Raw genomic sequence first — 25,967 nt, 5'->3', positions numbered from 1 at the left:
GCCCGATCTGCTAGGAATTCGGCTGCTCGCCGCGCTCCTCGACCGGCGCTGACCTGCCATTGGACTGGCTCAGAGTGTCGCCGAGCTGCCTGACGAGCAGTTCGCTGAGGTCGGCGAGTTGCGCGGTCTGTTCGGCGTCGAGACCATCGAATACCAACTGCCGCACCGCATCCAGATAACCGGGCGCGGCCTCGACGACCTTCGAATAGCCGTCGTCGGTGAGCACCGCCTGCACGCCGCGGCGGCCGGTGGTTGCTGACCGTTGCGCCCAGCCCATTCGCTCCAGCTTCGACACCACATGGGACAGGCGCGATAGCGATGCATTTGCTTTGTGGGCAAGCTCACTCATCTGCAGCCGGTGGCCGGGCTCCTCGGATAACAGCGTGAGCACCCAGTATTCGAAATGCGTCACCCCGGATTCGCGCTGCAGGTGGGTATCCAAAGCGCCTGGTAGACGTGTCATCAGCGCTACGATCGCGCGCCAAGCTCGTTGTTCGTCCGGGTCGAGCCACTTCGTCACTGGGTGCCTTCTTTCGAGCCAAGTGACGTCTTATTGTTAGCGAACCTAGCGATTAACGAAAAGCATGTTCACGGTCACTCGCGTGAATGAGTTTGCCACGACTTCGCTCGACCGTCATGAACTTGGTCCGCGACGTGAGGTCACTCACAGCGCTGGATGGTGTCCTAGGTGACCGTCGGCGTTTGCGGAGTGGCGGCGGGCGGCGTCGGTGCCGCCTGCTTCCCGGGATGCCTGCGCCGCCACCATCGACGGCTGATCAGGGCAGATGCGGCGAGGAAAATCGCGACCGCCACAATGGCGCCCACCAGTGACGCGCCGCGGAAGGCCGGCGCGTCGACGTCCAGAATTCGTTCGCCGGCATGGGCGGCACTACTCCCGCCGAGCACGATCGACAGTGTCATCAGATTCGGAATCGCGACGATCACCGCGAGCAACGCGGCAGCACCCGCGATGAACTTCCCGGCTCGCCGCTTCCAGATCCATGCCGCGAACAACATCAGGAACAGCGGGATGGCGGTGCCGAGCAAGCCGTACACCAGCCCCCAGCCGATGCCCTTGCTGAAACTGCCGCTCACCAGCTCGGCGATGCGCTGGGCCCACCAGCGTGGAATGAACGCCGCCAGAATGAAGTAGGCGATGATCAGTACGGCGATGACCGCCAGTGCGCCGATGATCCGGGTGCGCCACGTGGCCAGCGTGGATTTCTGCCCGTCCGGCCGAACCTCGCTCGAAGTCATGAACCCAGCGTATGCCGGGCAACTAGGAGATCAACGGCGATAGACTTGGCGTTTTTCGCGGTGGCTACCGCGCGTTCGCGAACAGGGCTACTGCAGAGCGCGTTCGCGCAGGAACTTCAGCGCCTCGTCCGCGTGCGCATCGGAGCGCAACTCGCCGGTGATCACCTTGGCGACCTTGCGATCCCGGTCGATCACGAAAGTCTGCCGCTTGACCGGTGCGAGCTTGCCGAGCAGCCCGCGCTTCACGCCGAACGCCGAGGCGACCTTGCCGTCGGCATCCGATAGCAACGGGTATCCGAGGTTCTGTTTGGAGGCGAATCCGGCCTGAGTGTCGACGCTGTCGGTGCTGATGCCGACGCACGATGCGCCCAGCGCCGTGAATTCGGCGGACAGATCGCGGAAGTGGCACGCCTCCGCCGTGCAGATCGGCGTATTCGCGGCGGGATAGAAGAACAGCACCAGCGGACCGTTCGCGAGCAGCGCATCGAGCGAACGCGGGGTGCCGGATTGATCGGGAAGCTCGAATTCGGGGGCGAGCTGACCTGTCTGCATAGTGGGGACAGTACCGGGCGCGAGGTCGGTTGCCGCCCCCGCGCTCGGTTCCCGTCACGCCGGAGACCGGAATGACGGGTTCTTATCGCGACTAAGCGCCGATGAGAGCGGCGACCTCGGGATTTTTGATCTCCATGACATCGAGAATTCCGTGCGCGCGCAGGAGCGGCCTGAGTTCCCTGATCCGGTCGCTGTGGGTGGCGTATTCATCCGGAAAGTGGTGCTTGTCCAGGGCTTCCAGCGCCTTCACGTAGGTGACGAAGGAAGCTAGGGCGTTCACTTGGTTGGAACTCGGTGATCCGCCCATCGAATGCAGGCCGACCATCCGCGAGGGTTGACCCGGCAGGCCGGAGCCGGCGGCACGCCGCCCGTCCGGCGCACCAGGTTGCGAGGGGTACATCAGTTGTCTCCTCCCGAAATGGATACCGCGTATGAGATCGAACGGGGCGAGTGTAGTGACGGCTGTCACCAACGCCCGCAGCACGTCAGAACCGGACAGTCGGTTCAGGAGGATGGGACGCGCCGACAAGGCTGTCGGTGCCGCCTGGGATGATGGACACATGCCTGGCGCGTCCACTCCCACCACCACGACCCGCGAACAGTTCCACCAACTGGCCGCGGAGCACCGGGTGGTCCCCGTGACCCGAAAGGTGCTGGCGGACTCCGAGACTCCGCTGTCGGCGTACCGCAAGTTGGCCGCCGATCGGGCCGGTACCTTCCTGTTCGAGTCCGCGGAGACCGGTCGGTCCTGGTCGCGCTGGTCGTTCATCGGTGCGGGCAGCCCGTCCGCGCTGACGGTTGTCGACGGTGAAGCGGCCTGGCTCGGGCACACCCCCGTGGACGCGCCCTCCGGTGGCGATCCGCTGGTTGCGCTGCGCGAAACGCTGCAGTTGCTGCAGACCGAGCGGCTGCCCGGCCTGCCCCCGCTGACCGGCGGCATGGTCGGCTACCTCGGATACGACGCGGTGCGCCGGATCGAGCGGCTGCCCACCCTCGCCGCCGACGATCTGCGGCTGCCCGAGATGGTGTTGATGCTCGCCACCGATCTCGCGGCCTTCGATCACCACGAGGGCGCGATCACGCTCATCGCCAACGCGGTCAACTGGAACGGCACCGCCGAACGGGTCGACGAGGCCTATGACGATGCGGTGGCCCGGCTGGACCGGATGACCGCCGCGCTGGCCGCCTCCTCGGAGTCGACGGTGTCGGTCTTCGATCAACCCGACCCGGAGTACATCCGCCGCCGCACCACCGAAGAATTCGGTGCGGGCGTGCGCCGCTTGGTCAAGGAGATCGAGGCGGGCGAGGCCTTCCAGGTGGTGCTCTCGCAGCGTTTCGAAATGGATTACGACGGCGCGCCTTTGGACCTCTACCGGATGCTGCGCGCCTCCAATCCGAGCCCGTACATGTACCTGATCCACATACCGGACGGCGACGGCGGCACGGCGTTCTCCATCGTCGGCTCCAGCCCGGAATCGCTGGTGACCGTGAAAGAGGGCGTGGCTACGACACATCCGATCGCGGGCACCCGGTGGCGCGGCGCCACCGAGGAGGACGATCTGCTGCTGGAGAAGGGACTGCTGGACGACGAGAAGGAGAACGCCGAGCATCTGATGCTCGTAGACCTCGGCCGCAACGATCTGGGCCGGGTCTGCCAGCCGGGCACGGTGCGGGTCACCGAGTATCGGCACATCGAGCGCTACAGCCATGTCATGCATCTGGTCTCGACGGTCTCGGGCCGCCTCGCGCCGGGCAAGATCGCGCTGGACGCGGTCAACGCCTGCTTCCCCGCGGGCACGCTGTCCGGTGCGCCGAAGGTGCGCGCGATGGAACTCATCGAGGAACTCGAGCCCACCCGGCGCGGCGTCTACGGCGGTGTTGTCGGTTATCTCGACTTCGCGGGCGATGCGGATACCGCGATCGCCATCCGCACCGCACTGCTGAAGGACGGCACCGCCTATGTGCAGGCGGGTGCGGGCATCGTCGCGGATTCGGATCCGGACTACGAGGACGTCGAATCCCGCAACAAGGCCATGGCGGTGCTGCGAGCGGTGGCGGCCGCGAAAACCGTTCGGGCGTATAGCGCACCTGCGGACGGCGGCGCGGAATGACCGATTCCGAACCCGCCGATACCGATCCGACCGCCCCGGCGGATTCGCAGACCGCGAAGCGTAAATATCCGGTCGGCGCGATCGTCCTGCTCGCCGTCGCCGCAGCGGCGCTGTGGGGCTCGTCCCGGATGACGTGGGTGACTGTCTCGTCCACCGACGGGCTGACCGAACCGCGCACTGACAAACTGAACGGCGGTGTCTGGTTCGGTGCGCTCACTCCGCTGGCCCTGGTACTGCTGGCCGCCATCGCCGCGGTGCTGGCGACCCGCGGTTGGTTGCGGCGCATGTTCGGCGTCCTGATCGGTTTGGTCGCCGCGGTGACGGCCGTTCCGGCCTTCGCCCTGCTGACCAGATCCGGCGCGACCGCAGCCCGTGCCGCCACCCTGGCGGAGCTGCCCGGCCGCGCAATGGTCACCGAGGTGGTCACGTCCCACTTTCCGGCCGTACTTTCGCTGCTGGGAGCGCTGGCGGCCTTTGCGGCCGGTGTCCTGCTGGCCCGTATGTCCGAGGACGCCGCCCGCCTGTCCGGCAAGTACGACAATCCGGTCTTCCGCAGGGCTGCCGCCACCGAACAGGTGACGCGTCAGCGCACCGACGGGGCGGCGCCCGATACGGGTCAGCTTTCCGAGCGAGTGCTGTGGGATGCGTTGGACGCGGGGACCGACCCGACCGAGGAAGCGAGTCGGCCCGCTTCGGCAACCGACGATTCCGCCGATCATGATCAGGGGAAACAAAGACATCGAGGTGTCTGAGCAGGTGACTACAAACCCCGGCGCAGTTGCGCCACAAGCAGCCATTTATTCTTTGTCAGCATCGGTGAGACAGCGCCTGGGGGGATTCTCAGGCAGCAAGTCCGTCTCCCCAGAAAGGATTCGAGCCAGATGACGGTACTCGACTCGATTCTCGACGGGGTCCGCGCGGATGTGGCCGCTCGGGAAGCCCTTCTGGACTTCCAGGCGATCAAGGCGGCCGCGGCCGCGGTACCCGCGCCGCTGGACGCCCGCGCCGCCCTCCTCGAAGACGGCATCGGCGTCATTGCCGAGGTCAAGCGGGCCAGCCCCTCCAAGGGGGAGCTCGCGGATATCCCGGACCCGGCGAGTCTTGCCAAGTCCTATGAGGACGGCGGAGCGCGCATCATCAGCGTGCTCACCGAGGGCCGTCGCTTCCACGGGTCGCTCGACGATCTGGACGCGGTCCGCGCCACGGTGAACATCCCGATCCTGCGCAAGGATTTCGTCGTCGGGCCCTACCAGATCCACGAGGCCCGTGCGCACGGCGCCGACGTCATCCTGCTCATCGTGGCCGCCCTGGAACAGGACGTGCTGAGCTCGCTGATCGACCGCACCGAATCGCTCGGTATGACCGCCCTGGTCGAGGTGCACACCGAGGAAGAAGCCGACCGCGCCCTCGAGGCCGGTGCTTCCGTGATCGGCGTGAACGCCCGAAACCTCAAGACCCTCGAGGTGGATCGCGATGTCTTCGCGCGCATTGCGCCCGGCCTGCCCACCGAGGTCATCCGCATCGCCGAATCCGGTATCCGCGGCACCGCCGACCTGCTGGCCTACGCAGGTGCAGGCGCGGATGCCGTGCTCGTCGGCGAGGGCCTGGTCACCAGTGGCGACCCGCGCGCGGCCGTCTCCGAACTGGTGACCGCGGGCACCCATCCGTCCTGCCCGAAGCCCGCGCGGCGGGGTCGGTGACGACAGTGGCGGCACTGCCCAAGGCTTCCGACGGTATCCATGAGCGCAGCGACCACGAGCCGGATCCGGGCGGCCACTTCGGCGTCTACGGCGGCAGGCATGTGCCCGAGGCGCTGATGGCGGTGATCGAGGAGGTCACCGCTGAATACGAGAAGTGTCGCCTCGATCCCGCCTTCCTCGACGAACTGGACCGGCTGCAGCGCGACTACACCGGTCGCCCGTCGCCGATCTTCGAATGCCGGCGGCTCGCCGAGCACGCCGGTGGTGCGCGCATCATTCTCAAGCGCGAGGATCTGAACCACACCGGTTCGCACAAGATCAATAATGTGCTCGGCCAGGCATTGCTCGCCAAGCGCATGGGCAAGTCCCGGGTCATCGCGGAGACCGGCGCAGGTCAGCACGGTGTCGCAACTGCGACCGCGTGCGCACTGCTCGGCCTCGAATGCGTCGTCTATATGGGTGCGGTCGATACCGCCCGCCAAGCGCTGAATGTGGCCCGCATGCGGCTGCTCGGCGCCGAGGTGATCTCGGTGCGGACCGGTTCGCAGACCCTCAAGGATGCGATCAACGAGGCGCTGCGCGACTGGGTTACCAATGCCGATGCCACCTATTACTGCTTCGGCACCGCCGCGGGCCCGCATCCGTTCCCGATGATGGTGCGCGATCTTCAGCGCATCGTCGGGCTGGAGGCCCGTGCCCAGGTGCAGGCGCTCACCGGGCGGCTGCCCGATGCGGTCACGGCCTGCGTCGGCGGCGGCTCCAACGCCATCGGCATCTTCCATCCCTTCATCGACGATCCCGGCGTGCGGCTGATCGGTTACGAGGCGGCCGGCGACGGCGTCGAAACCGGAAGGCACGCCGCGACTTTCACCGGTGGCACGCCGGGCGCGTTCCAGGGCGCGTACTCGTACCTGCTGCAGGACGAGGACGGCCAGACCATCGAATCGCATTCGATCTCGGCCGGCTTGGACTATCCGGGGGTCGGTCCGGAACACGCCTACCTCAAGGACATCGGTCGCGCCGAATACCACCCGATAACCGATACCGAGGCGATGGACGCGCTGCTGCTGCTCAGCCGCGCCGAGGGCATCATCCCGGCCATCGAATCCGCGCATGCGGTAGCCGGTGCGATGAAGCTCGGCAAGGAACTCGGCAAGGGCGCGATCATCCTGGTGAACCTGTCCGGGCGCGGTGACAAGGATATGGACACGGCGGCACGATGGTTCGGGCTGTTCGACGACCACGCCGCCGACAAGGAGGGTCACCAGTGAGCGAGCGCAGCGAGCGAACCATGAACACAGCGTCCATGAGGTCGACGGAGCCGAGCGCCAGCGAGGCGCAGTCGTGAGTCAGCAGTCCCGCCTTGCGAACACTTTCGCCGCGTGTCGGGCGGAGGACCGGGCCGCACTGATCGGCTACCTGCCCGCGGGGTATCCGGATCTGGCCGGTTCGATCGAGGTGTGCCGCACCATGGTCGAATCCGGTTGCGACATAGTCGAAGTCGGCGTCGCCTACTCCGATCCGGTGATGGACGGACCGACCATCCAGGCCGCCGCCGATCAGGCGCTGCGCGGCGGTGTCCGGGTGCGTGATGTGTTCTCGGTGGTCGAGGCGATCACCGCGGCGGGCGGTAAGGCCGTCGTGATGAGTTACTGGAATCCGGTGCTGCAGTACGGCGTCGATCGTTTCTCGCGTGACCTGGCCGCCGCGGGCGGGTCCGGCATCATCACCCCCAACCTCATTCCGGAGGAGGCCGACAGCTGGTTCGTCGCCTCGGCCGCACACGATCTGGACCGCATCTTCCTGGTCGCGCCGTCGTCCACCGAGGAGCGTCTGGTCAAGACGCTGGAGGCCAGCCGCGGCTTCGTCTACGCGGCATCGACGATGGGTGTTACCGGTGCCCGTGATGTGGTCTCCTCTGCGGCTCCGGCACTGTGTGCGCGCATCCGCGCCCACTCCGATATCCCGATCGGTGTCGGCCTCGGCGTGCGCAACGGTGTGCAGGCGGCCGAAATCGCCTCCTACGCAGACGGAGTCATCGTCGGCTCGGCACTGGTGACGGCCGCGGCCCAGGGGCTCGACGCGGTCCGCACCCTCACGGCCGAACTGGCCGAGGGTGTTCGTTCCGCGACTGTCGCCTCCTAAGCGCCCGCGAGAGGGGCACGCCGACCGCGAATCTCGCGATGCGGCCGTGCTCCGCTACGGTTGGGGCCGTGACCTTACGAGTCCTCGCAGACAGCGTCCTGAGCAACGGTGCCGTCACCGCTGATGTGCTGGCCTACATTCCCAGCCCGTCCCAGGGCGTTTGGCATATCGGTCCATTCCCGCTACGGGCCTATGCCCTGTGCATCATCGCCGGCATCGTCGTCGCCATCTGGTGGGGTGAGCGGCGCTGGCAGGCGCGCGGCGGGCAGAAGGGCGCGATTCTCGATGTCGCGATGTTCGCGGTGCCATTCGGTCTGGTCGGCGGGCGGCTGTATCACGTTGCCACCGACTGGCAGAAATACTTCGGCGCCGACGGTCATCCGATCGATGCGCTGAAGATCTACCAGGGTGGTCTCGGCATCTGGGGTGCGGTTTTCCTCGGCGGCGTCGGCGCCTGGATCGGCTGCCGGGTCTACCGAATTCCATTGCCCTCGTTGGGCGATGCGATCGCGCCGCCGATTCTGCTGGCCCAGGCCATCGGCAGGCTCGGCAATTACTTCAACCAGGAGCTCTACGGCCGCGATACCGAGCTGCCGTGGGGTCTGGAGATCTATCGGCGCTTCGACCCTGATCTCAAACTCGACATGATGAACGGCGTCTCCAACGGCGTTGTCGACAAGGTCGTGCAGCCGACCTTCCTGTACGAGATGATCTGGAACCTGCTGATCGTGGTGCTACTGGTGCAGATCGATAAGCGCTTCCGCATCGGGCACGGTCGCCTGTTCGCGCTCTACGTCGCGGGGTACTGCCTCGGCCGCTTCGTCGTCGAACTGCTGCGTGACGACGAGGCGACGAAGATCGCGGGCATCCGCATCAACTCGTTCACCTCGGCACTGGTATTCCTCGCCGCCGTCGCCTATTTCGTCTTCGCGACCAAGGGCAGGGAGACCGCCGATCAACTGCAACCGTCGACGGTCTCGCGGCCGTGGCCGTGGCAGATCGGGGCCCTGCGGGCGGCGGGCGCCGAATCCGAGGCCGCGTCGAAGGCCGCCGCGGTGGCCGAAGCAGCGCCGCCGAAGCACAGTGCCGAGCATCCGGAGCCGACAAAATCCGAGAACTCCGGCAACGAACCGGATACCGCCGGCGATAACTCAACGGAGTCCGAAACCTCGGACGCCGAGCAGGGCAAGGTCGATACCTCGAAAAAGGACGCCTGATCCCATAACGACTTGGGCAACACGTCGGTGCACCGAGTAGACACGCGAACGCGTGTCCGCGACGATACCTGCGGGCGCCCAATTGCCCGGCTAAATACGCGGGGAGGCGGGTGAGCGCCCGTCGAAATGCACGAATGATGGAGGACATTTAGTGACCGACCCCTACCAGAACCAGCCAGGCTTCGGCGGCCCGCAGTATGGTCCGCCCGGGACGGGGCCGGACCTGAACAAGCAGCCCGATGCACCGGGGCAGCAGTACCCGTCGGATCCGTACAACCAGCAGCAGCCGCAGTACGGTCAGCCACAGTACGGCCAGCCGCAGTACGGCCAGCCCGATCCTTACGGTCAGCAGCCGGGCGGCTACCCGCCCGCGCCGTACCAGGGCGGCGGCTACAACCCGAACGATCCGGAAGCGCCCTACGGTCGCGACCCGTTCGGCGTGCCGTTCTCGGATAAGCAGAAGCTGACCGCGGGTCTGCTCCAGATCTTCCTCGGCGGCTTCGGAATCGGCCGTTTCTACACCGGCCACACCGGCATCGCGATTGCCCAGATCGCGGTCACCTGGTTGACCTGCGGCATCGGCGGTATCTGGCCGCTGATCGACGGCATCATGATGCTGACCGGCAAGGTGCCCGACAGCCTCGGGCGGCCATTGCGCGACTGACCGCCGCGAACAAGCGACCGAGGGGCCCCGTCGCATCGGATGACGATGTGACGGGGCCCGTCGCCATTTTCGGCAGGCTGTGCGAGGATTCGGCGCACCGTGATCGCAATACTGTCGGTCGGTATCTTCCTGGCGTAGCCTGAGCCGGGTTTTTGTGTCGAGAGAGGGACTTCCGTGCGCCGCAAGCTATTCGCCGCCGCCATGCTCGCCATCGTCGCAGCCACCGGGCTCACCGCCTGCGGCAGCAGCAGCGATCCGAACGTGCTCAAGGTCGGCACCGAAGGCACCTACTCGCCGTTCAGCTACCAGGGCTCCGACGGCAAGCTCACCGGCTACGACATCGAGGTGATCCGGGCGGTCGGGGACAAGATCGGCAAGAAGATCGAGTTCGTGCAGACGCCGTGGGACGCGATCTTCGCCGGTCTCGAGTCCAAGCGCTTCGACCTGGTCGCCAACCAGGTGTCGATCACCGACGAGCGCAAGGCCAAGTACGCCCTGTCACAGTCCTACACCACCTCCGAGGGCGTGATCCTCACTCGCTCGGACAGCAACAACATCACTTCGCTCGCGGACCTGAACGGCAAGACCAGCGCGCAGTCGGCAACCAGTAACTGGGCCAAGGTCGCCCAGGGCGCGGGTGCGAAGGTCGAGGCCGTCGAGGGCTTCGTGCAGGCGGTTCAGTTGCTGAAGACCGGCCGCGTCGACGCGACCGTCAACGACAGCCTGGTCGCGCTCGACTACATCAAGAAGAACGGCGATTCCAGCGTCAAGATCTCCGCCAAGGCCGGTGAGGTCAGCAATCAGGCGTTCGCCGCCCGCAAGGACGACGGGCTGATCGGCCAGGTGAACACCGCCCTGGATCAGCTGCGCGCGGATGGCACGCTGGCCAAGATCTCGGAAAAGTACTTCGGCACCGACGTCAGCAAGTAACCGCCCGTGGATCCCGCGACCAGGGAGCTGATCTGGCACAACCTGTGGCCGATGCTGCAGGCCACGATCGACAAGACCATCCCGCTCACCGCCATCAGCTTCGTCATCGGTCTGGTCATCGCGTTGTTCGTGGCGCTGGCGCGGATGTCACCGCTGTGGTTCGTCTCGGCGCCCGCCAGGTTCTACATCTCGATCATTCGGGGCACGCCGCTGCTGGTGCAGCTGTTCATCGTGTTCTATGCGCTGCCGCAGTTCGATATCGTCATCGATCCGTTCCCGGCGGCGGTGATCGCCTTCAGCCTCAACGTCGGCGGTTACGCCGCCGAGGTCGTGCGCGCCGCCATCCTGAGCGTCGCGGAAGGGCAGTGGGAGGCGGCCAAGGCGCTCGGCATGTCGTATGCGCAGGAGTTGCGGCTGATCATCCTGCCGCAGGCCGCGCGTATCGCCGTGCCGCCGCTGTCCAACACCCTCATCTCTCTGGTGAAGGACACCTCGCTGGCCTCGACCATCCTGGTGACCGAACTCCTGCGCACCGCGCAGCTGGCCGCAGCGCCCACCTTCGACTTCTTCGCCCTGTACGGCGTCGCCGCGTTGTATTACTGGGTGATCTGTCTGGTCCTCGGCTTCGGCCAGACCCGTCTGGAAACTCGGCTGTCACGCCATGTCGCCCGCTGACGAGGCCCAGGGGGATGGCAGCCGACGGAGCTTGCGGAGTCGGCGGGGTGGGTGAGGTTTGTACATTCCGCTAAGCCTTCGTACATATTTTTCACCTAGCTTTCACCGAGGCCACAGCAGGCTACGGGCACTACACGGGACTAGGCTCTACTCGTGATGCGACGGACGAAGATTGTGTGCACTCTCGGCCCAGCGACCGCTACCGAGGAACGTATTCGGGAACTCGTCGAGAGCGGCATGGATGTGGCGCGGCTGAATTTCAGCCATGGCGAGCACTCCGACCATGCCGAGAACTACAAGAAGGTGCGGCAGGCCTCGGACCATGTGGGCCGCGCGGTCGGCATTCTCGCCGACCTGCAGGGACCGAAGATCCGGCTGGGCCGCTTCACAGAGGGCAAGACCGTATGGGCCAACGGTGAAGAGGTCCGCATAACCGTCGACGAGATCGATGGCACCCACGATCGCGTCTCCACTACCTACAAAGAGCTGGCCAAGGACGCTAAGCCGGGCGATCGGCTGCTCATCGACGACGGCAAGGTCGGTGTCACCGTCACTCGGGTCGAGGGCAACGATGTCGTCTGCCGGGTGACCGAGGGCGGACCGGTCAGCAATAACAAGGGTGTCTCGCTGCCGGGTATGGACGTCTCCGTGCCCGCGCTGTCGGAGAAGGACATCGAGGACCTCGAATTCGCGCTCAAGCTCGGCGTGGATTTCATCGCGCTGTCCTTCGTGCGTTCACCCTCGGATGTCGAGCTGGTGCACGACGTGATGGACCGGGTCGGCCGCCGCGTTCCGGTGATCGGCAAGTTGGAGAAGCCCGAGGCCATCGACAATCTCGAGGCCATCGTGCTGGCCTTCGACGCGGTCATGGTCGCCCGCGGTGACCTCGGCGTCGAACTCCCGCTCGAGCAGGTGCCGATCGTGCAGAAGCGGGCCATCCAGATGGCTCGCGAGAATGCCAAGCCGGTAATCGTCGCCACCCAGATGCTGGAGTCGATGATCGAGAACTCCCGCCCGACCCGCGCCGAGGCCTCCGATGTGGCCAACGCGGTGCTCGACGGCGCCGATGCGGTAATGCTGTCGGGTGAGACCTCGGTCGGCGCGTATCCGATCGAGACGGTCCGCACGATGGCGCGCATCGTGCACGCGGTGGAGACCGAATCCACCCGGGTGCCGCCGCTGACCCACGTGCCGCGCACCAAGCGCGGTGTCATCTCCTACGCCGCCCGCGATATCGGCGAGCGGCTCAATGCGAAGGCGCTGGTCGCCTTCACCCAGTCCGGCGATACGGTTCGCCGGCTGGCGCGTCTGCACACCCCGCTGCCGTTGCTGGCGTTCACCCCCCTTCCCGAAGTGCGCAGCCAGCTGTCGCTCACCTGGGGCACCGAAACCTTCATCGTCCCGACGGTGGACAGCACCGATGCGATGATCCATCAGGTGGATGTAGCACTTCTGTCCATGGAGCGATACCAAAAAGGTGATCTGGTGGTAATCGTGGCAGGCTCCCCGCCCGGTACTGTCGGCTCCACCAATCTGATCCACGTGCACCGTATCGGTGAGGAGGACCATTAGTCGTGAGCGCTTCGCTAGGTGGCGCTGTCGGCCTCAAGGCCACAGCGGAGGGTACCGATCTCGACGTGCTGCTCGGGCTGCTCGATCTGGATCAGGTCGACGAGGATGTCTTCGTCGGCCAGCATCCGGAGAAGGTCTGGAGCCGTACGTTCGGCGGTCAGCTGGTTTCGCAGGCGATCATGGCGGCGGGGCGGACGGTCGATGGTGACCGTCCGCTGCACGCCGTCAACGCGCATTTCGTGCGTGGTGGCGATGTGAAGAAGCCGATCGAGTATCAGGTCGACCGCCACCGCGACGGGCGCTCACTGGCCAACCGCACGGTCACCGCGACCCAGGATGGTCAGGAGCTGTTCGTCATGCTCGCCGCGTTCCAGGATTGGGGCAAGGGGCTCGAGCACGCGCATGCTCAGCCGGAGGTGCCCGATCCCGAGACACTGCCACGCGTCGAGGAGAGCTTCGCGGGCTTGGAAGACAAGCTCGAGATGTTCGTCAAGGCGCCGCATCCGATCGATATGCGCTACACCAACGACCCGGCCTGGATCCTGAAGGGTACGGGGGAGCGGCTCAACCACAACCGCGTGTGGATGCGCGCGGACGGCCGACTGCCCGATGATCCGCTGATTCACGTTGCGACGCTTGGTTATTCGTCCGACACCACGGTGCTCGATTCGATCATCACCACGCACGGTCTGTCCTGGGGGCTGGATCGCATCGTGGCCGCGACGATCAACCATTCGATCTGGTTCCACCGCCCGTTCCGCTTCGACGATTGGGCGCTCTACGCGACCGAGTCCCCGGTGGCCGCTGGTTCGCGTGGCCTTGCTACGGGCCGATTCTTCTCCCGCAGTGGCGAATTGCTCGCCACCACGGTCCAGGAAGGCATTATCCGCCACTTCCCGGCGCGGCGCTGACACCGCGAAACCGAGCGCAAATCATAGGGATTCGCGCTCGGTTTCGAAGTCGAAGCTGTCGCGGCGCTGCACTCGGATGGTTCGCGGGATCTCCGGATCCATTGGGCAGCTTGCGGTTTCCAACATCAGGCGCTTCTCCAGCGCGCTCAGGCTCGGTGCGGTCAGATCGCGCGGCGCGCCGACCAGGCTGAGTGCGATCTCATAGGTGCGTCTGGCGCCCTGCTCCTGGCCGGGATGCGCTACCCGCCACTGGGTTTCGAGTAGTAGGTGTTCCGGTGCATCGGGCTCGACGGGCAGTGTGAAGCGCCAAGCGAACACATCGCGGTCCTGGAGGTGGTCGTCCACCACCTCCCGCACCGAATCGACGACGCGATCGAGGGTTTCCGGTGTCACATAAACATGGAGCGAAACATCCGAAATTCGTTTCGGCATGTCTGATTCCTGTCGTGTGTCGAACCATCAACGGCGGAAGTTATTCCGCGCGCGAGTGTAATCCCTTTACCCGCTATTCGGACACCGGGCCCTGCGTGTCACCGGATTCGCTGGGCGGCAAGGAAGGCGGCCAGCGGCGCGGGACGCGCTCCCGGGGCCACCACGAGGCCGGGGCGCTCGTCCTCGTCCGGCCGGTGCTGCTCGTGCGGCGCCAACGCCAGCAGCAGCGGCACCAATGCCTCGGCGATGCGGTCGCCCACCTCGCAGAACGCGGCCTCCGACAGTCCGACCGGGTCGGCGATGTTCTCCCGGCCGACGAGCGCGAGATCGTCGCGGGCGCGGTGCAGATCGGCGATCGTCTCGGCGCCGGTGACCTTGGCGATGCGATGCGCCTCCAAGAGGGTGAAGGTGCGCGATCCGGCGCCGAACGCCATCTGCGCCGCCTGATCCCGGATCTGCTCGGTCATGGCGAGCACCAGATCCGCGCGGTCGATCAGTTCCGGCTTGAGTTTGCGTGCCCGGAAATGGTCCGCGCCCGCGCCGAGCCCCTCGATCGTCCGCGCGGCGAGCGGTTCGATCGGAAAGCCAACCAGCGCACGGGTTCCCGCGCTCTCCGCGGTGAGCCCGGACAGGTTGTATTCGACCGCTACGGCGCGGGTGAGCCGCTCGGCGATTACCGAACGGCAGACATTGCCGTTGCAGACGAACAGGACGTGCATGCGGATACGGTAGGCCGCGCACGGGCCGACCAGAAGGCTGTCGAGATCGAATCACAGCCCACGGAACACATGTTCATCTGCTGGTCAAGTGCCGTACACGAAGTACGCCCCGGTATTCGGATAGACGCTCGATCCGCGTTGCCGCAATGCAGCCGATCGGTAATCGAGGTCTGGGCGTCCTGCTGAAGATACCCGGCGCGCGTGGTTTCAACCATCACGGTATTGCCACGGTTGGGGATCGGATTTACTCGGACTCCCCACGGTAGTAAGCGGATTCGGCGACGACCGGCGCTGTCTTGTCCGCTTCGCCGTGCACCCGCCCCCGTGTCGTGAACTTCCGGCCGCGCGAGGCCACGACGGGTGCGAACCGCGGCAGGCCGGAGGCGCCTTCCATATCGTCGTACATCGCGTCGATACCGCCGCGCATGAAGTAGGCCTCGTGCCAGAACCCGGTCCCGCCGGAGTCGCGCAGGAACTGCTGCCACCAATCCCGATGCGGCGCAGAGCGTGTCCACTGTTCCAGCGAATCCAGATCGCGCCAATACTGGCGCGCCCCCCAATGCGGCGGAAACAGCGACCAGATCACGTCCTCGTGCAGCAGCAGCCCGTCCGGCCGATCCTTGTGCGACCGATACAGTTTCGGGCCCAGACCGAGCAATCGCAGGATCCCGCGCGGCTTGCGTACGCGCATCCCGAGATAGATGACGACCAGATCCGGATACCCGGACAGATCGACAGTGGTCCTGTTCACCCGCATCGAGGCACCTCCGCATCGGGCCGCTCACTGCAAACCCTACGCCGGGAAAACGAGACAGCCCGCGCCCTAGTTCGATCGCCACCCCGGCGGACTCTGTGAGAACGGCCCATGCTCACCAAGAGCATGGGCCGCCTACCAGCTGGTGCCGATTGTGGGACTCGAACCCACACGTCCTTTCGGACAACGGTTTTTGAGACCGTCGCGTCTGCCAGTTCCGCCAAATCGGCGCACCGGTGGAAAAGCATAGCGGGTCACTGTCGAAAATCACGAATGGGCTGGGTCAGAAGTGACCGACGCCCGGTTTGCGCAGGGTATATGGGTTGTATGTGGAACTGAAAGGTACTCTTTACATCACTCGACGGCGATAGTGGGGCGTTGGACCGGTGCCCGGACCGCGGCCACTCATTCGCGTGTCGAGGACACGGCATCGGAACCAGAGGGGTCTACCTATGAGCAACACAGCAGGGGGCGCCGGCACGAAGCGGGACGCCGGGGCGAAGCGGGTCGTCGTCGCGGAAGACGAAGCGCTGATCCGCATGGATCTGGTGGAGATGCTGACCGAAGAGGGCTATCAGGTTGTCGGTGAGGCGGGCGACGGCCAGCAGGCGGTGGATCTGGCGGTGGAACATCGGCCGGATCTGGTCATCATGGATGTGAAGATGCCGCGCCGCGACGGCATCGATGCCGCGGCCGAGATCGCGTCGAAACGCGTTGCGCCGGTTGTGATTTTGACCGCATTCAGTCAGCGCGATCTGGTCGAGCGGGCCCGCGACGCCGGTGCGATGGCGTATCTGGTCAAGCCGTTCACGAAGTCGGATCTGGTGCCAGCCATCGAATTGGCGGCCAGCCGCTTCCACGAAATCACCGCGCTGGAGAGCGAGGTCGCCAATCTGGCCGACCGCCTCGAGACGCGCAAGCTGGTCGAGCGGGCCAAGGGCGTGCTCATGCAGACCCAGGGATTGTCGGAGCCGCAGGCATTCAAGTGGATTCAGCGTACGGCGATGGACCGCCGCACTACCATGAAGGCGGTAGCCGAGGTCGTGCTGGAAAATCTCGCCCCGAAGTAGGCCCGTCCTTGCGCCTCGGCGGTTCAAGGCCGGAAATTTTACTTTCCGGAAACCCGATCACAATGAAAAATTCGAAACGATGTCGATCGGATGATCCGAATGTGATGCGCAGCTAACGTACCAACGCTATGTTCTGACCGGGCTGACGTGGTCGGCCTCCTCGGAAGAGAGCCCGGGGGAGCACAGGACGTAGAGGTGAAACGTGCTTAGTTCGACATGGCGCAGTCGTTCGATGCGGGGTGCATTGGCCATCGGTGCCGCCGCCGCGCTCGTGCTGACGGGGTGTAGCGATAAATCGACCGACGGTGGTTCGGGCACCTCCGGCAGCAGTGGCGCGGGCGGTCTGAAGATCCAGCCGGTCATGCAGATCGACGCCAACGGCAAGCAGGTGCCGAAGTCGGACAGCGCCTCGGCCGCCGACCCGGCGGGCGACGGCAAGGCCACCTGCCCGGCGGGCACCGCGATCGCCATGGCGGGCGCGCTTACCGGTCCGGACGCGGCCCTCGGCATCAATATCGTCGACGGTGTGAAGCTCGCGCTGGACAAGCACAACAAGGCCAACCCGGGCTGCAAGATCGAGCTCAAGCAGTTCGACACCGAGGGCGACCCGCAGAAGGCCACCCAGGTCATCCCGCAGATCGTCAACGACAAGTCGATCATCGGCCTGGTCGGTCCGGCGTTCTCCGGTGAGACCAAGGCGACCGGCAAGATCCTCAGCGACGCCGGCCTGGTTTCGACGACGGCCTCCGCCACTAATGAGACGCTGACCCAGAACGGTTGGACCAGCTTCTTCCGCGGCCTGGCCAATGACGGCGTGCAGGGTCCGTCGGTCGGCAAGTACCTGGTCAACACGGCGGGCTACAAGAAGGTCTGCGTCATCCAGGACAACACCGATTACGGCACCGGTCTGGCCAAGACGATCATCGAGGGCCTCGGCTCGGCCAACGACGCGTCCTGCAACGCCAGCATCAAGAAAGGCGACAAGGACTTCTCCGCCACGGTCACCAAGATCGCGAGCGCCGCGCCGGACGCCGTCTTCTACTCCGGTTACTACTCCGAGGGCGCCCCGCTGGCCCAGCAGTTGAAGTCCGGTGGCGTCAAGGCGGTCTTCGTCTCCGCCGACGGCACCAATGATCCGCAGTTCGTCGCCCAGGCCGGTAGCTCGTCCAAGGGTGCGGTGCTGTCCTGCCCGTGTGGTCCGGCGCCGGACAAGTTCACGGCCGACTACAAGGCACTCAACGGCGCGGAGCCGGGTGTCTACTCCGTCGAGGGCTACGATCTGACCACGATCTTGGCCAAGGGCATCGATGGCGGCAAGCTGACCCGTCCCGACCTGCTGGAGTACGTGCGGTCCTACGACGGCCCGGGTCTTGCGCGTCAGTACAAGTGGAACGCGACCGGTGAACTGTCCAACGCACTGATCTGGATCTACGAGGTCAAGTAGCCCTAGACAACCAGCACGGCGGCACGTACAGGGGTTCGTGCGAATCCCCGTACGTGCCGCCGTGTCGGGTGGGCGAATGAATGAGGGCAAAAGACGAATGACATCAACGGCATTGGCCGGTGCAGCACAACTCGCCGGCTCGATCGACTTCAACTACCACGGAGTGATCGATAACTTCTGGCGACTGACCGTCGACGGGGTGACCTACGGCTCAATCTATGCCTTGGTCGCCGTGGGCTATACCCTGGTCTACGGCGTATTGCGGCTGATCAATTTCGCCCATTCGGAAATATTCATGCTCGGCATGTTCGGCCAATTGGTCGGGCTCATGCTGTTCGGATTCGTGGCGAATCCAGATGTGTACACCCAGGGCATAATCCTGACGGTCACCTATCTCGCGTTGGCGATGATCATCGGCATGCTGGTATCCGGTGGCGCCGCAGTCGGATTGGAGCGCGTGGCCTATCGGCCATTGCGCAAACGCGGGGCCAAACCGCTCAGCTTCCTCATCACGGCGATCGGTATGTCGTTCGTGATCCAGGAATTCGTGCACTTCATCCTGCCGAAGATCAATCCCAAACTCGGCGGCACCAATGCGCAGCAGCCGATCAAACTGGTCGAGCCGAGCGTGCAGTTCAGCTTCTTCGGCGCCGAGGTCGACAACATCAAACTTCTGATCGTGCTCGCGGCGATCGCGCTCGCGATCGTGACCGAGGTGCTGATCAACCGGACCAAATTCGGTCGCGGCATCCGCGCGGTCGCCCAGGATCCCGATACCGCGACGCTGATGGGCGTTTCGCGGGAGCGGGTCATCATGTTGACCTTCTTCATCGGCGGTGTACTTGCCGGTGCGGCCGCGCTGCTGTACGCGATCAAGATCCCGCAGGGCATCATCTACTCCGGCGGATTCATTCTGGGCATCAAGGCATTCAGCGCCGCGGTGCTCGGCGGCATCGGCAATCTGCGTGGCGCACTGCTCGGCGGCATTCTGCTCGGAGTGGTGGAACAGTACGGCCAGTCGCTGCTCGGTTCGGAGTGGCGCGATGTCGTCGCCTTCGTGGTGCTCGTGCTGGTGCTGATGGTGCGCCCGACCGGCATCCTCGGTGAGAGTCTCGGGAGGGCCCGCGCATGACCGACTCGACCAAAACCCCGGACTCGGTACCCGAGACACCCAATGCGGCCCCGCCCAAACATGGTGTGGGAGACGCGCTTCGGACCTGGTGGGACGGCCTGAGCCGCCCCGCGCAATGGGGTGTCGGCGTGCCGATCCTCATTCTGCTCGCACTGCTTCCGCTGTTCCCGCCGCCGCTGCTGGATACCCCCGGCTACAACTTCGGTCTGGTCATGGCGCAGGTCGCGATGTACGCGCTGATCGCCATCGGCCTGAATGTCGTTGTCGGTCAGGCGGGTCTGCTCGACCTCGGCTACGTCGGCTTCTACGCCATCGGTGCGTATACGGTCGGCTTGCTCACCAGTCCGAACAGTCCGTGGAATCAGACCGACGGCGGGTGGCTGAATCCGACCTGGGCCTGGATGGCCTGTCTGCCGATCGCGGTCGCGGTGACGGCCATCTCCGGCATCATCCTCGGCACCCCGACGCTGCGACTGCGCGGTGACTATCTGGCGATCGTCACTCTCGGCTTCGGTGAGATCGTGCGGCTGCTCGCCGACAATCTCTCCGATATCACCAATGGCAGCCTGGGTTTGTCCGGTGTCGCCTTCCCACATGTCGGCGAATCCGCCAGCAAGCCGGAGGGTGTGTTCTCCGGCGGTAACAGCGGCAATGCCGACAGCGCGAATCTGCTCGACCGAGCCAGTTACGGCACCTGGTGGTATTGGTTCGCGATGGTGCTGGTGATCATCGTGCTGTTGATCGTCGGCAATCTGGAACGCAGCCGGGTCGGCCGCGCCTGGGTGGCCATTCGCGAGGACGAGGACGCCGCTGAGATCATGGGCGTGCCGACCTTCAAATTCAAGCTGTGGGCCTTCACGATCGGCGCTGCCGTCGGCGGCATGTCCGGTGCGATCTACGCCGGTCAGGTGCAGTTCATCAATCCGACCGGGTTCAACATCATCAACTCGATGCTGTTCCTGTGCGCGGTCGTCATCGGCGGTCAGGGCAATAAGCTCGGAGTCATCTTCGGCGCGTTCATCATTGCCTATCTGCCCGCCCGGCTGCAGTCGGTGAAATTGGTGAGCAACGAGTCCACCGGGTACATCCTCTTGGCTATCGATGTGCTGGTCTTCGTCGGGTTGATCCTCTTGTGGAAGTACAAGGGCGACAGTCTGAGTGCGTGGCCGCGGCGCGGCTGCATCACCGGCATGGTGGTCACCGGCGTCTTGGGTGCACTGCTGCTGGGCAGCGTGTTGCTGTTCCGGGTCGGCGGTGCGCAGTCCCTCGGTGACCTCAAGTACATGTACTTCGGAATTACCTTGGTGGTCATGATGATTCTGCGGCCACAGGGTCTGTTCCCGGTGCGGCAGAAGCTGCTGACCTTCGGTAGGCAGGTGTATCAGGCCGTGCGTAAACCGGGTGAGCGTGAATTGATCGGAGCGCGACGATGACCGGGCCAGGCGCGGGTGACGCCCTGTTCGACAATGAGGATATGGCCGCCGGTTATGCGGCACCGCCCGAGGTCGAGAGCGCGGGCGAGGTCGATGTCACCGCCGTGATCCCGGTGCTCGCCGACGCCGAGGTGGTCGCGGATGTGGTCGCGCCGCACCGCGATATCGAGACCGCGGTGGGTGCGCCGCTGCTGCGCACCGATGAACTCACGGTGCAGTTCGGCGGTCTGACCGCATTGGACAAGGTCAGCTTCGAGATTCGCCGCGGTGAAATCCTCGGACTGATCGGCCCCAATGGTGCGGGCAAGACCACCTGCTTCAACGCCATCACCGGTGTCTACAAACCGGCCTCGGGTCTGGTGTATTTCGACGGCAAACCGCTGACGAAGACCAAGCGCAACGAGATCACCCGGCTCGGTATCGCCCGCACCTTCCAGAATGTGCGGCTCTTCGGCGAGATGACCGCGCTGGAGAATGTGGTGGTCGGCACCGACGCCAGGCATAAGACCTCGGTGCCCGGTGCGATCTTGCGCACCCCGCGGCACCGCAGCGAGGAGAAGGACGCGATCGAGCGCGGCATGGCCCTGCTCGAATTCGTCGGAATCGCACCGCGTGCGGTGGAGAAGGCGCGCAATCTCTCCTACGGCGATCAGCGCCGATTGGAGATCGCCCGCGCGCTGGCCACCGAGCCGAAACTGCTCTGCCTGGACGAACCCGCCGCCGGGTTCAATCCGAGCGAGAAATCGGCGCTGATGGATCTGATCCGCAAGATCCGCGACGACGGGTTCACCGTGCTGCTGATCGAGCACGATATGCGCCTGGTCATGGGTGTCACGGACCGGATCGTGGTGCTGGAGTTCGGTCGCAAGATCGCCGATGGGCTGCCCGCGGAGATCCGCGACAACCCGGATGTGATCGCGGCGTATCTGGGTGTGCCGGATGCCGAGGCCGCGGCGGCCGAAAAGGCAACTGCCGTAACCGAAGTGATCGAACCGGAACAGCCCGTCGACAAATCGACTCCGGCCGGTGGCGAGCATCGCAAAGCGGAGCCGCGCGACTCGAGCGCGGCGCCGCCGCTGCTCGAGGTCGACGATATGGTTGTCAACTACGGCAGAATCCAAGCGCTGCACGGGGTTTCGCTCCGTGTCGCAGAGGGCGAGCTGGTAACCCTGCTCGGCGCCAACGGCGCGGGGAAGACCACCACCATGCGTGCGCTGTCCGGCCTGCTGCCGCTGACCCGCGGCAAGATCAGGTTCGAGGGTCGCGATATCACCCACATGAAGGCGCACGAGCGGGTGACACACGGGTTGATCCAGGCGCCGGAGGGCCGGGGTGTCTTCCCCGGTATGACGGTCCAGGAAAACCTCGATATGGGTTGCTACGGAAGGGCTTTCAAGCAGAAGGCGGAGTACGGCCAGACGCTGGAGTGGGTCTTCGAGCTGTTCCCGCGGCTGTCCGAGCGGCGCAAGCAGGTCGGCGGCACGCTCTCCGGGGGTGAGCAGCAGATGCTGGCCATCGGCCGCTCGCTCATGGCCCGCCCGCGCCTGCTGCTGCTCGACGAACCGTCGATGGGCTTGGCGCCGATGGTGATTCAGCAGATCTTCCGGATCATCAGCGAGATCAACCAGCAGGGCACCACGGTGCTGTTGGTCGAGCAGAATGCCCAGCAGGCGCTGACCCGCAGCGATCGCGCCTACATCCTGGAGACCGGTGAGGTCACCAAGAGCGGTATCGGTGGGGATCTGCTCACCGATCCGGCCGTGAAGTCGGCTTACCTCGGCGTGGGCTGAAAAGTCGGACCCGTCCGTGGCCGCCGTCAGGCATGATGGCGGGAAGTGCGCGGCGAAGGCCGAGCTTGCGCTCGGTCTTCGCCGTGCACATCAGACGCTGGCCTGCGTTGGGCGCTGGCGCCCAATGACCACTACTGGAGGAATGGCGCTGTGGACGGGCATGCCGAATTGACGAATCTGGCCGACCGCTACTGGGATGCTGTGCTGGCGGCCGCACCGAGCACAGCCACTTTGCTCGGCGACCACCGCTTCGACGACCGCGTCGAGGATCGCTCGCCCGAGGCCGAACAGCGACTGCTCGCGACCTTGCGCGAGTTGCGCGATCAGGTGGTCGGCCTCGACGCCGAAAAGCTCGACGGAACCGACCGGGTCACCCGCGGTCTGCTGCGCACCGAACTGGATACGGCCATCGACAATCTGGCGTGGCGACCGACCGAACTGGCATCGGACCAGATGGACGGTGTGCACGCGGGCATGCTCATGATGGCCACCCAGACCAAGGCGCCGCAGCCCGAACATGCGCACGCCCTGGTCCGGCGGTATCGCCAGTTCGGCACGCTGTTCGACCAAGCCGTCCAGCAGTTCCGCAACGGACTGGCCGCAGGCCGCACGCCCGCGCGCATCACCATCGAACGCTCGCTCAACCAGCTGGACGGCTACCTGGCCTCCGATATCGCCACCGATCCGTTCGTCACCTTCGCCGGACCGGCGGACTGGGACGGGGAAGCCGACTGGCGCACCGAACTCACCGAGGTCGCCCGCGAGGTGATTCGCCCGGCCTTCCAACGCTATCGGGATGTACTGGCCGACGAATTGCGGCCCGCCGCCCGTCCCGATGACAAATGCGGCCTGTGCTGGCTCGGTGCCGACGGAGAGGACATCTACCGACGGCAGCTGCGCCGCCACACCACCCTGCCCGATCTCGGCGCGGACGAGATCCATGAACTCGGTCTCTCCGAATTGGCGCTGTTGCGTGCCGAATACGGTGCGGTCGGGACCCGGCTTTTCGGTACCGCTGATACCGCCGAAATCTTCACCCGCCTGCGCCGGGATCCCGAACTGCGTTACGTCAGTGGCCAGGAGATCATGGCCGATGCGCAACGCGCGCTCGGTGCGGCGGTCGCGGAGATGGGCAACTGGTTCGGCCGCCTGCCCAAGGAATCCTGCGATATCGTCGCGGTGCCGGAATTCCTGGCCGCGGATGCGCCTGCGGCGTACTACTTTCCGCCCGCCGCGGACGGATCCAGGCCCGGCACCTACTTCGTGAACCAGCACGAACCCACCGGCCGTAGCCGCTACGAGACGGCGGCCGTGGCCTATCACGAGGCGATTCCGGGGCATCATCTGCAACTCACCATCGCCAATGAACTCGATCAGCTGCCGCGATTCCAACGGCAGTCCTTCGCGAATACCGCTTTCGTCGAGGGCTGGGCGCTCTACACCGAACGTCTTGCCGACGAAATGGGTTTGTACGAAGACGATTTGGCGCGCGTCGGCATGCTGGCCGCAGATTCGTGGCGGTCGTGCCGACTCGTCGTCGATACCGGAATCCACGCCAAGGGCTGGAGTCGTCAGCAGGCCGTCGACTTCATGGTGGCCAACGCACCGGTCGGGCTGACCGAGATCGAGGTCGAGATCGACCGCTATATCGCGATCCCCGGTCAGGCCGTGGCCTATAAGGTCGGTCAGCTCGAGATCCGTCGGCAACGTCGGCAGGCCGCCGAGCGGCTCGGTGCCGCCTTCGACATCAAAGCCTTCCACGATGTGGTGCTCGGCTCCGGCTCGGTCAGCCTGCCGGTGCTGCGCGAACTTGTGGCCACTCTGTGACCCGCTGAGCGGCTCCTCGACTTGCGGACCGATGTGCGCGGAGTTCCAATGAATGTGCGGTGATCGAGCTCTCTAGGTAGGTCATGAACAGCACGTTCGGCTCTCGGCTCGGTCTGTTGCGCGGCAATCGCATCGTCCTTATCTGGGTGGTGTTCGGTGTGATCGGTGCGCTCACCGCGGCGGGTCTGCTCATGACCGGACGCTCCGCCGACGCCGGTGAAATGCGTACCGCGCGTACGATTTCCGATTCGACGACACCGGGATTCGCGGGCGCCCTGCCCGACTCGGCGAATCCGATCGGCGATGCCGCGCCCCCGGTCGCCTTCGCGCCGTTGGCCGGGTTATCGCCGGCCGGGATGCCGCTCGCGTCGAGCCGCGCGGTGCAGGCGCTGGCCGATCATCCGCTCTTCGCTCAGCACGTCGGACTCGGCAGGGTCGATTGCAAACTGCCCGCCTGGCACGACGATCCGGAGACCGCGCGGGCCTTCTACCGGTCCGCGATCGCCTGCCTGGACGCGTCATGGGAACCGACACTGCGCGGCGCCGGACTGCCGTTCCATCCGCCGCGGCTACTGGCCCCCACCGAATCCCGTGAGGTGGCAAGCCAATGCGTGCAGCGACTGCGCAACGGCCCGACAACCTTCTACTGCGCGCTCGACGAAACCGTGGTCCTGCCGTACGACGCCATGCGGCCGCTGTCCAGCGGCTCGCGCCGCGGCGCCCAATTGGCCGTTCTCAGTACCGAATACGGCCACCACGTGCAGAACCTGATCGGCGTCATGCAGGCTTACAACGAGAAACGTGCGATCGTCGGCAAGGAAACCATCGCCGGTCGCGAACTGAGCCGCCGCCTGGAACTGCAGGCCCGCTGCTTCTCCGGCATGTTCCTCGGCACCAACTTCGGCCGCGCCGATATCGACGAACAAACCTGGACCGAAGCCTCCCACGCCGTCCAGGGCGGCCACGCCACCCGCGATCCCCGCATGCAGGGCACCGAGGAAAACGTGTGGGGCTGGTGGAAATGGGGCTCCGACAAGGGCGACACCTGGGAGTGCAATACCTGGTACAGCTCCCCGGCCCACGTCGAATGAGTGCGTTGTTCTATCAGCGGTGCGCTTCGGTCAGCACCTCGACGACGGCGGCGGTGTCCAGATAGAACGGCCGGATCTCGGCGATCAGCCCGTCGCGGAATGTCATCAGCTGCATTACCGATGTCTCCAGCATCCGGCCGGTGGCACGGGCCAGCATGCGGCCGCGGTTGTAGATGACCACCGCGTCGCCGTCCACCACGAATCGCTGCTCGAGGAACTCCAGCGAGGCCCAGGTCCGGCTCATTGCCGCCATGAAGTTCTCGATGCCGTCGGGGCCGTGCCATTCGCCGCCGTAGGGGAGGTGTTCGGCCTGGTACATGACGACATCGGGGGCCAAGCAGGCGGCCATCGCATCGAAGTTCGCGCCCTCGGTGATGTAGGCGGCTTCGGCGGCGAAGAAGTTCTGCAGTGCTGCGCGGGTTGTGGTCACCGGGAAATCATGGTCGCCGCTGCGTACCGCTTCCGGCGGAAATCGGACGGCTCGCTGGACTCGCACAACAAGGGGGTGCCGCGACTGTGGATTGTCGGTGGGGCTCCCTAG

Annotated in this window: 26 protein-coding genes, 1 tRNA gene and 1 pseudogene; 19 read left to right on the top strand and 9 right to left on the bottom strand. The window is 65.4% G+C overall.

The features are described 5' to 3' along the window. Positions 1-10: 10 nt before the first annotated feature. The 4 genes from ACQPYR_RS30925 to ACQPYR_RS30910 all read right to left on the bottom strand — a co-directional run bounded on the left by ACQPYR_RS30925 (position 11) and on the right by ACQPYR_RS30910 (position 2,209). Positions 11-463, bottom strand: coding sequence for a MarR family winged helix-turn-helix transcriptional regulator (locus tag ACQPYR_RS30925; protein WP_433622422.1), 453 nt, complete (start codon positions 461-463; stop codon positions 11-13). 221 nt (positions 464-684) lie between these two features. Beyond that, positions 685-1,257, bottom strand: a complete 573-nt coding sequence (locus ACQPYR_RS30920) for a permease (protein WP_433622421.1) — start codon at positions 1,255-1,257, stop codon at positions 685-687. Between the two features lie 87 nt (positions 1,258-1,344). Beyond that, positions 1,345-1,809, bottom strand: a complete 465-nt coding sequence (locus ACQPYR_RS30915; protein ID WP_433622420.1) for a peroxiredoxin — start codon at positions 1,807-1,809, stop codon at positions 1,345-1,347. Between the two features lie 91 nt (positions 1,810-1,900). Beyond that, positions 1,901-2,209, bottom strand: a complete 309-nt coding sequence (locus ACQPYR_RS30910) for a hypothetical protein (RefSeq protein WP_433622419.1) — start codon at positions 2,207-2,209, stop codon at positions 1,901-1,903. Between the two features lie 160 nt (positions 2,210-2,369). Between ACQPYR_RS30910 and ACQPYR_RS30905 the strand changes: the two genes are divergently transcribed. From ACQPYR_RS30905 to ACQPYR_RS30855, 11 genes are all read left to right on the top strand, one after another. Continuing rightward, positions 2,370-3,920: an anthranilate synthase component I gene (locus tag ACQPYR_RS30905; RefSeq protein WP_433622418.1), complete on the top strand. Its 1,551-nt coding sequence runs from the start codon at positions 2,370-2,372 to the stop codon at positions 3,918-3,920. Beyond that, complete coding sequence (locus ACQPYR_RS30900; RefSeq protein ID WP_433622417.1) at positions 3,917-4,672, top strand: TIGR02234 family membrane protein; 756 nt, start codon at positions 3,917-3,919, stop codon at positions 4,670-4,672. Before ACQPYR_RS30905 ends, ACQPYR_RS30900 begins: the two co-directional genes overlap by 4 nt. A 129-nt stretch (positions 4,673-4,801) precedes the next feature. After that, positions 4,802-5,620: an indole-3-glycerol phosphate synthase TrpC gene (gene trpC, locus ACQPYR_RS30895; RefSeq protein ID WP_387295612.1), complete on the top strand. Its 819-nt coding sequence runs from the start codon at positions 4,802-4,804 to the stop codon at positions 5,618-5,620. After that, positions 5,617-6,891 (top strand): tryptophan synthase subunit beta, encoded by a 1,275-nt coding sequence (gene trpB / locus ACQPYR_RS30890; protein ID WP_433622416.1) that lies wholly within the window; start codon positions 5,617-5,619, stop codon positions 6,889-6,891. Before trpC ends, trpB begins: the two co-directional genes overlap by 4 nt. 73 nt (positions 6,892-6,964) lie before the next feature. Continuing rightward, positions 6,965-7,765, top strand: a complete 801-nt coding sequence (gene trpA / locus ACQPYR_RS30885; RefSeq protein WP_433622415.1) for a tryptophan synthase subunit alpha — start codon at positions 6,965-6,967, stop codon at positions 7,763-7,765. Positions 7,766-7,833: 68 nt separating this feature from the next. Then, positions 7,834-8,982 carry a prolipoprotein diacylglyceryl transferase gene (lgt, locus tag ACQPYR_RS30880; RefSeq protein WP_433622414.1) on the top strand — a complete coding sequence of 383 codons (1,149 nt, stop codon included), beginning with the start codon at positions 7,834-7,836 and terminating at the stop codon, positions 8,980-8,982. A gap of 151 nt (positions 8,983-9,133) precedes the next feature. Then, positions 9,134-9,646 (top strand): TM2 domain-containing protein, encoded by a 513-nt coding sequence (locus ACQPYR_RS30875; RefSeq protein ID WP_433598529.1) that lies wholly within the window; start codon positions 9,134-9,136, stop codon positions 9,644-9,646. A gap of 174 nt (positions 9,647-9,820) precedes the next feature. Further along, complete coding sequence (locus ACQPYR_RS30870; RefSeq protein ID WP_433622413.1) at positions 9,821-10,576, top strand: amino acid ABC transporter substrate-binding protein; 756 nt, start codon at positions 9,821-9,823, stop codon at positions 10,574-10,576. 6 nt (positions 10,577-10,582) lie between these two features. Further along, positions 10,583-11,251, top strand: coding sequence for an amino acid ABC transporter permease (locus ACQPYR_RS30865; protein WP_433622412.1), 669 nt, complete (start codon positions 10,583-10,585; stop codon positions 11,249-11,251). A 153-nt stretch (positions 11,252-11,404) separates the two neighbouring features. Next, the gene (gene pyk, locus ACQPYR_RS30860) at positions 11,405-12,823 is read left to right on the top strand and encodes a pyruvate kinase (RefSeq protein WP_433622411.1); all 1,419 of its coding nucleotides are present in this window, start codon (positions 11,405-11,407) and stop codon (positions 12,821-12,823) included. Positions 12,824-12,825: 2 nt separating this feature from the next. Next, positions 12,826-13,734, top strand: a complete 909-nt coding sequence (locus ACQPYR_RS30855) for an acyl-CoA thioesterase (RefSeq protein ID WP_433622410.1) — start codon at positions 12,826-12,828, stop codon at positions 13,732-13,734. Positions 13,735-13,755: 21 nt separating this feature from the next. Here ACQPYR_RS30855 and ACQPYR_RS30850 read toward each other — a convergent pair whose 3' ends face one another. The 4 genes from ACQPYR_RS30850 to ACQPYR_RS30835 all read right to left on the bottom strand — a co-directional run bounded on the left by ACQPYR_RS30850 (position 13,756) and on the right by ACQPYR_RS30835 (position 15,869). Then, on the bottom strand, positions 13,756-14,166 hold the full coding sequence (locus tag ACQPYR_RS30850) for a hypothetical protein (protein ID WP_433622409.1): 411 nt from the start codon (positions 14,164-14,166) through the stop codon (positions 13,756-13,758). 98 nt (positions 14,167-14,264) lie between these two features. Continuing rightward, a complete protein-coding gene (locus tag ACQPYR_RS30845; protein WP_433622408.1) occupies positions 14,265-14,885 on the bottom strand; it encodes a low molecular weight phosphatase family protein in 621 nt (206 codons plus the stop codon). 244 nt (positions 14,886-15,129) lie between these two features. After that, the gene (locus tag ACQPYR_RS30840) at positions 15,130-15,642 is read right to left on the bottom strand and encodes a monooxygenase family protein (protein ID WP_433622407.1); all 513 of its coding nucleotides are present in this window, start codon (positions 15,640-15,642) and stop codon (positions 15,130-15,132) included. Positions 15,643-15,782: 140 nt separating this feature from the next. Beyond that, positions 15,783-15,869, bottom strand: a tRNA-Leu gene (locus tag ACQPYR_RS30835). 222 nt (positions 15,870-16,091) lie between these two features. Here ACQPYR_RS30835 and ACQPYR_RS30830 point away from each other — a divergent pair. From ACQPYR_RS30830 to ACQPYR_RS30795, 8 genes and pseudogenes are all read left to right on the top strand, one after another. Beyond that, positions 16,092-16,709 (top strand): ANTAR domain-containing response regulator, encoded by a 618-nt coding sequence (locus ACQPYR_RS30830; RefSeq protein ID WP_040688928.1) that lies wholly within the window; start codon positions 16,092-16,094, stop codon positions 16,707-16,709. 232 nt (positions 16,710-16,941) lie between these two features. Beyond that, complete coding sequence (locus tag ACQPYR_RS30825; protein ID WP_433622406.1) at positions 16,942-18,153, top strand: branched-chain amino acid ABC transporter substrate-binding protein; 1,212 nt, start codon at positions 16,942-16,944, stop codon at positions 18,151-18,153. Between the two features lie 97 nt (positions 18,154-18,250). Further along, complete coding sequence (locus ACQPYR_RS30820; protein WP_433598522.1) at positions 18,251-19,285, top strand: branched-chain amino acid ABC transporter permease; 1,035 nt, start codon at positions 18,251-18,253, stop codon at positions 19,283-19,285. Beyond that, on the top strand, positions 19,282-20,718 hold the full coding sequence (locus ACQPYR_RS30815) for a branched-chain amino acid ABC transporter permease (RefSeq protein ID WP_433622405.1): 1,437 nt from the start codon (positions 19,282-19,284) through the stop codon (positions 20,716-20,718). Before ACQPYR_RS30820 ends, ACQPYR_RS30815 begins: the two co-directional genes overlap by 4 nt. After that, positions 20,715-21,665 (top strand): annotated as a pseudogene (locus ACQPYR_RS30810) (ABC transporter ATP-binding protein); the annotation flags it as partial. The gene ACQPYR_RS30815 and the pseudogene ACQPYR_RS30810, both read left to right, overlap by 4 nt. Positions 21,666-21,812: 147 nt before the next feature. Beyond that, positions 21,813-22,508: an ABC transporter ATP-binding protein gene (locus ACQPYR_RS30805; RefSeq protein ID WP_327102034.1), complete on the top strand. Its 696-nt coding sequence runs from the start codon at positions 21,813-21,815 to the stop codon at positions 22,506-22,508. A gap of 150 nt (positions 22,509-22,658) precedes the next feature. Next, positions 22,659-24,335, top strand: coding sequence for a DUF885 domain-containing protein (locus tag ACQPYR_RS30800; protein ID WP_433622404.1), 1,677 nt, complete (start codon positions 22,659-22,661; stop codon positions 24,333-24,335). 83 nt (positions 24,336-24,418) lie between these two features. Further along, complete coding sequence (locus ACQPYR_RS30795; RefSeq protein WP_433622403.1) at positions 24,419-25,426, top strand: neutral zinc metallopeptidase; 1,008 nt, start codon at positions 24,419-24,421, stop codon at positions 25,424-25,426. 13 nt (positions 25,427-25,439) lie between these two features. On the opposite strand, the gene ACQPYR_RS30790 is transcribed toward ACQPYR_RS30795, so the two are convergent. After that, entirely contained in the window at positions 25,440-25,856 is a 417-nt protein-coding gene (locus ACQPYR_RS30790; protein ID WP_433521817.1) for a nuclear transport factor 2 family protein, read from the bottom strand. Between the last annotated feature and the right edge of the window lie 111 nt (positions 25,857-25,967).

The organism is Nocardia sp. CA-120079 (assembly GCF_050955745.1).
Classification (GTDB): Bacteria; Actinomycetota; Actinomycetes; order Mycobacteriales; family Mycobacteriaceae; genus Nocardia.
Note: the sequence above shows the minus strand (reverse complement) of the source record. Positions and strands in the feature narration are given on the sequence as shown.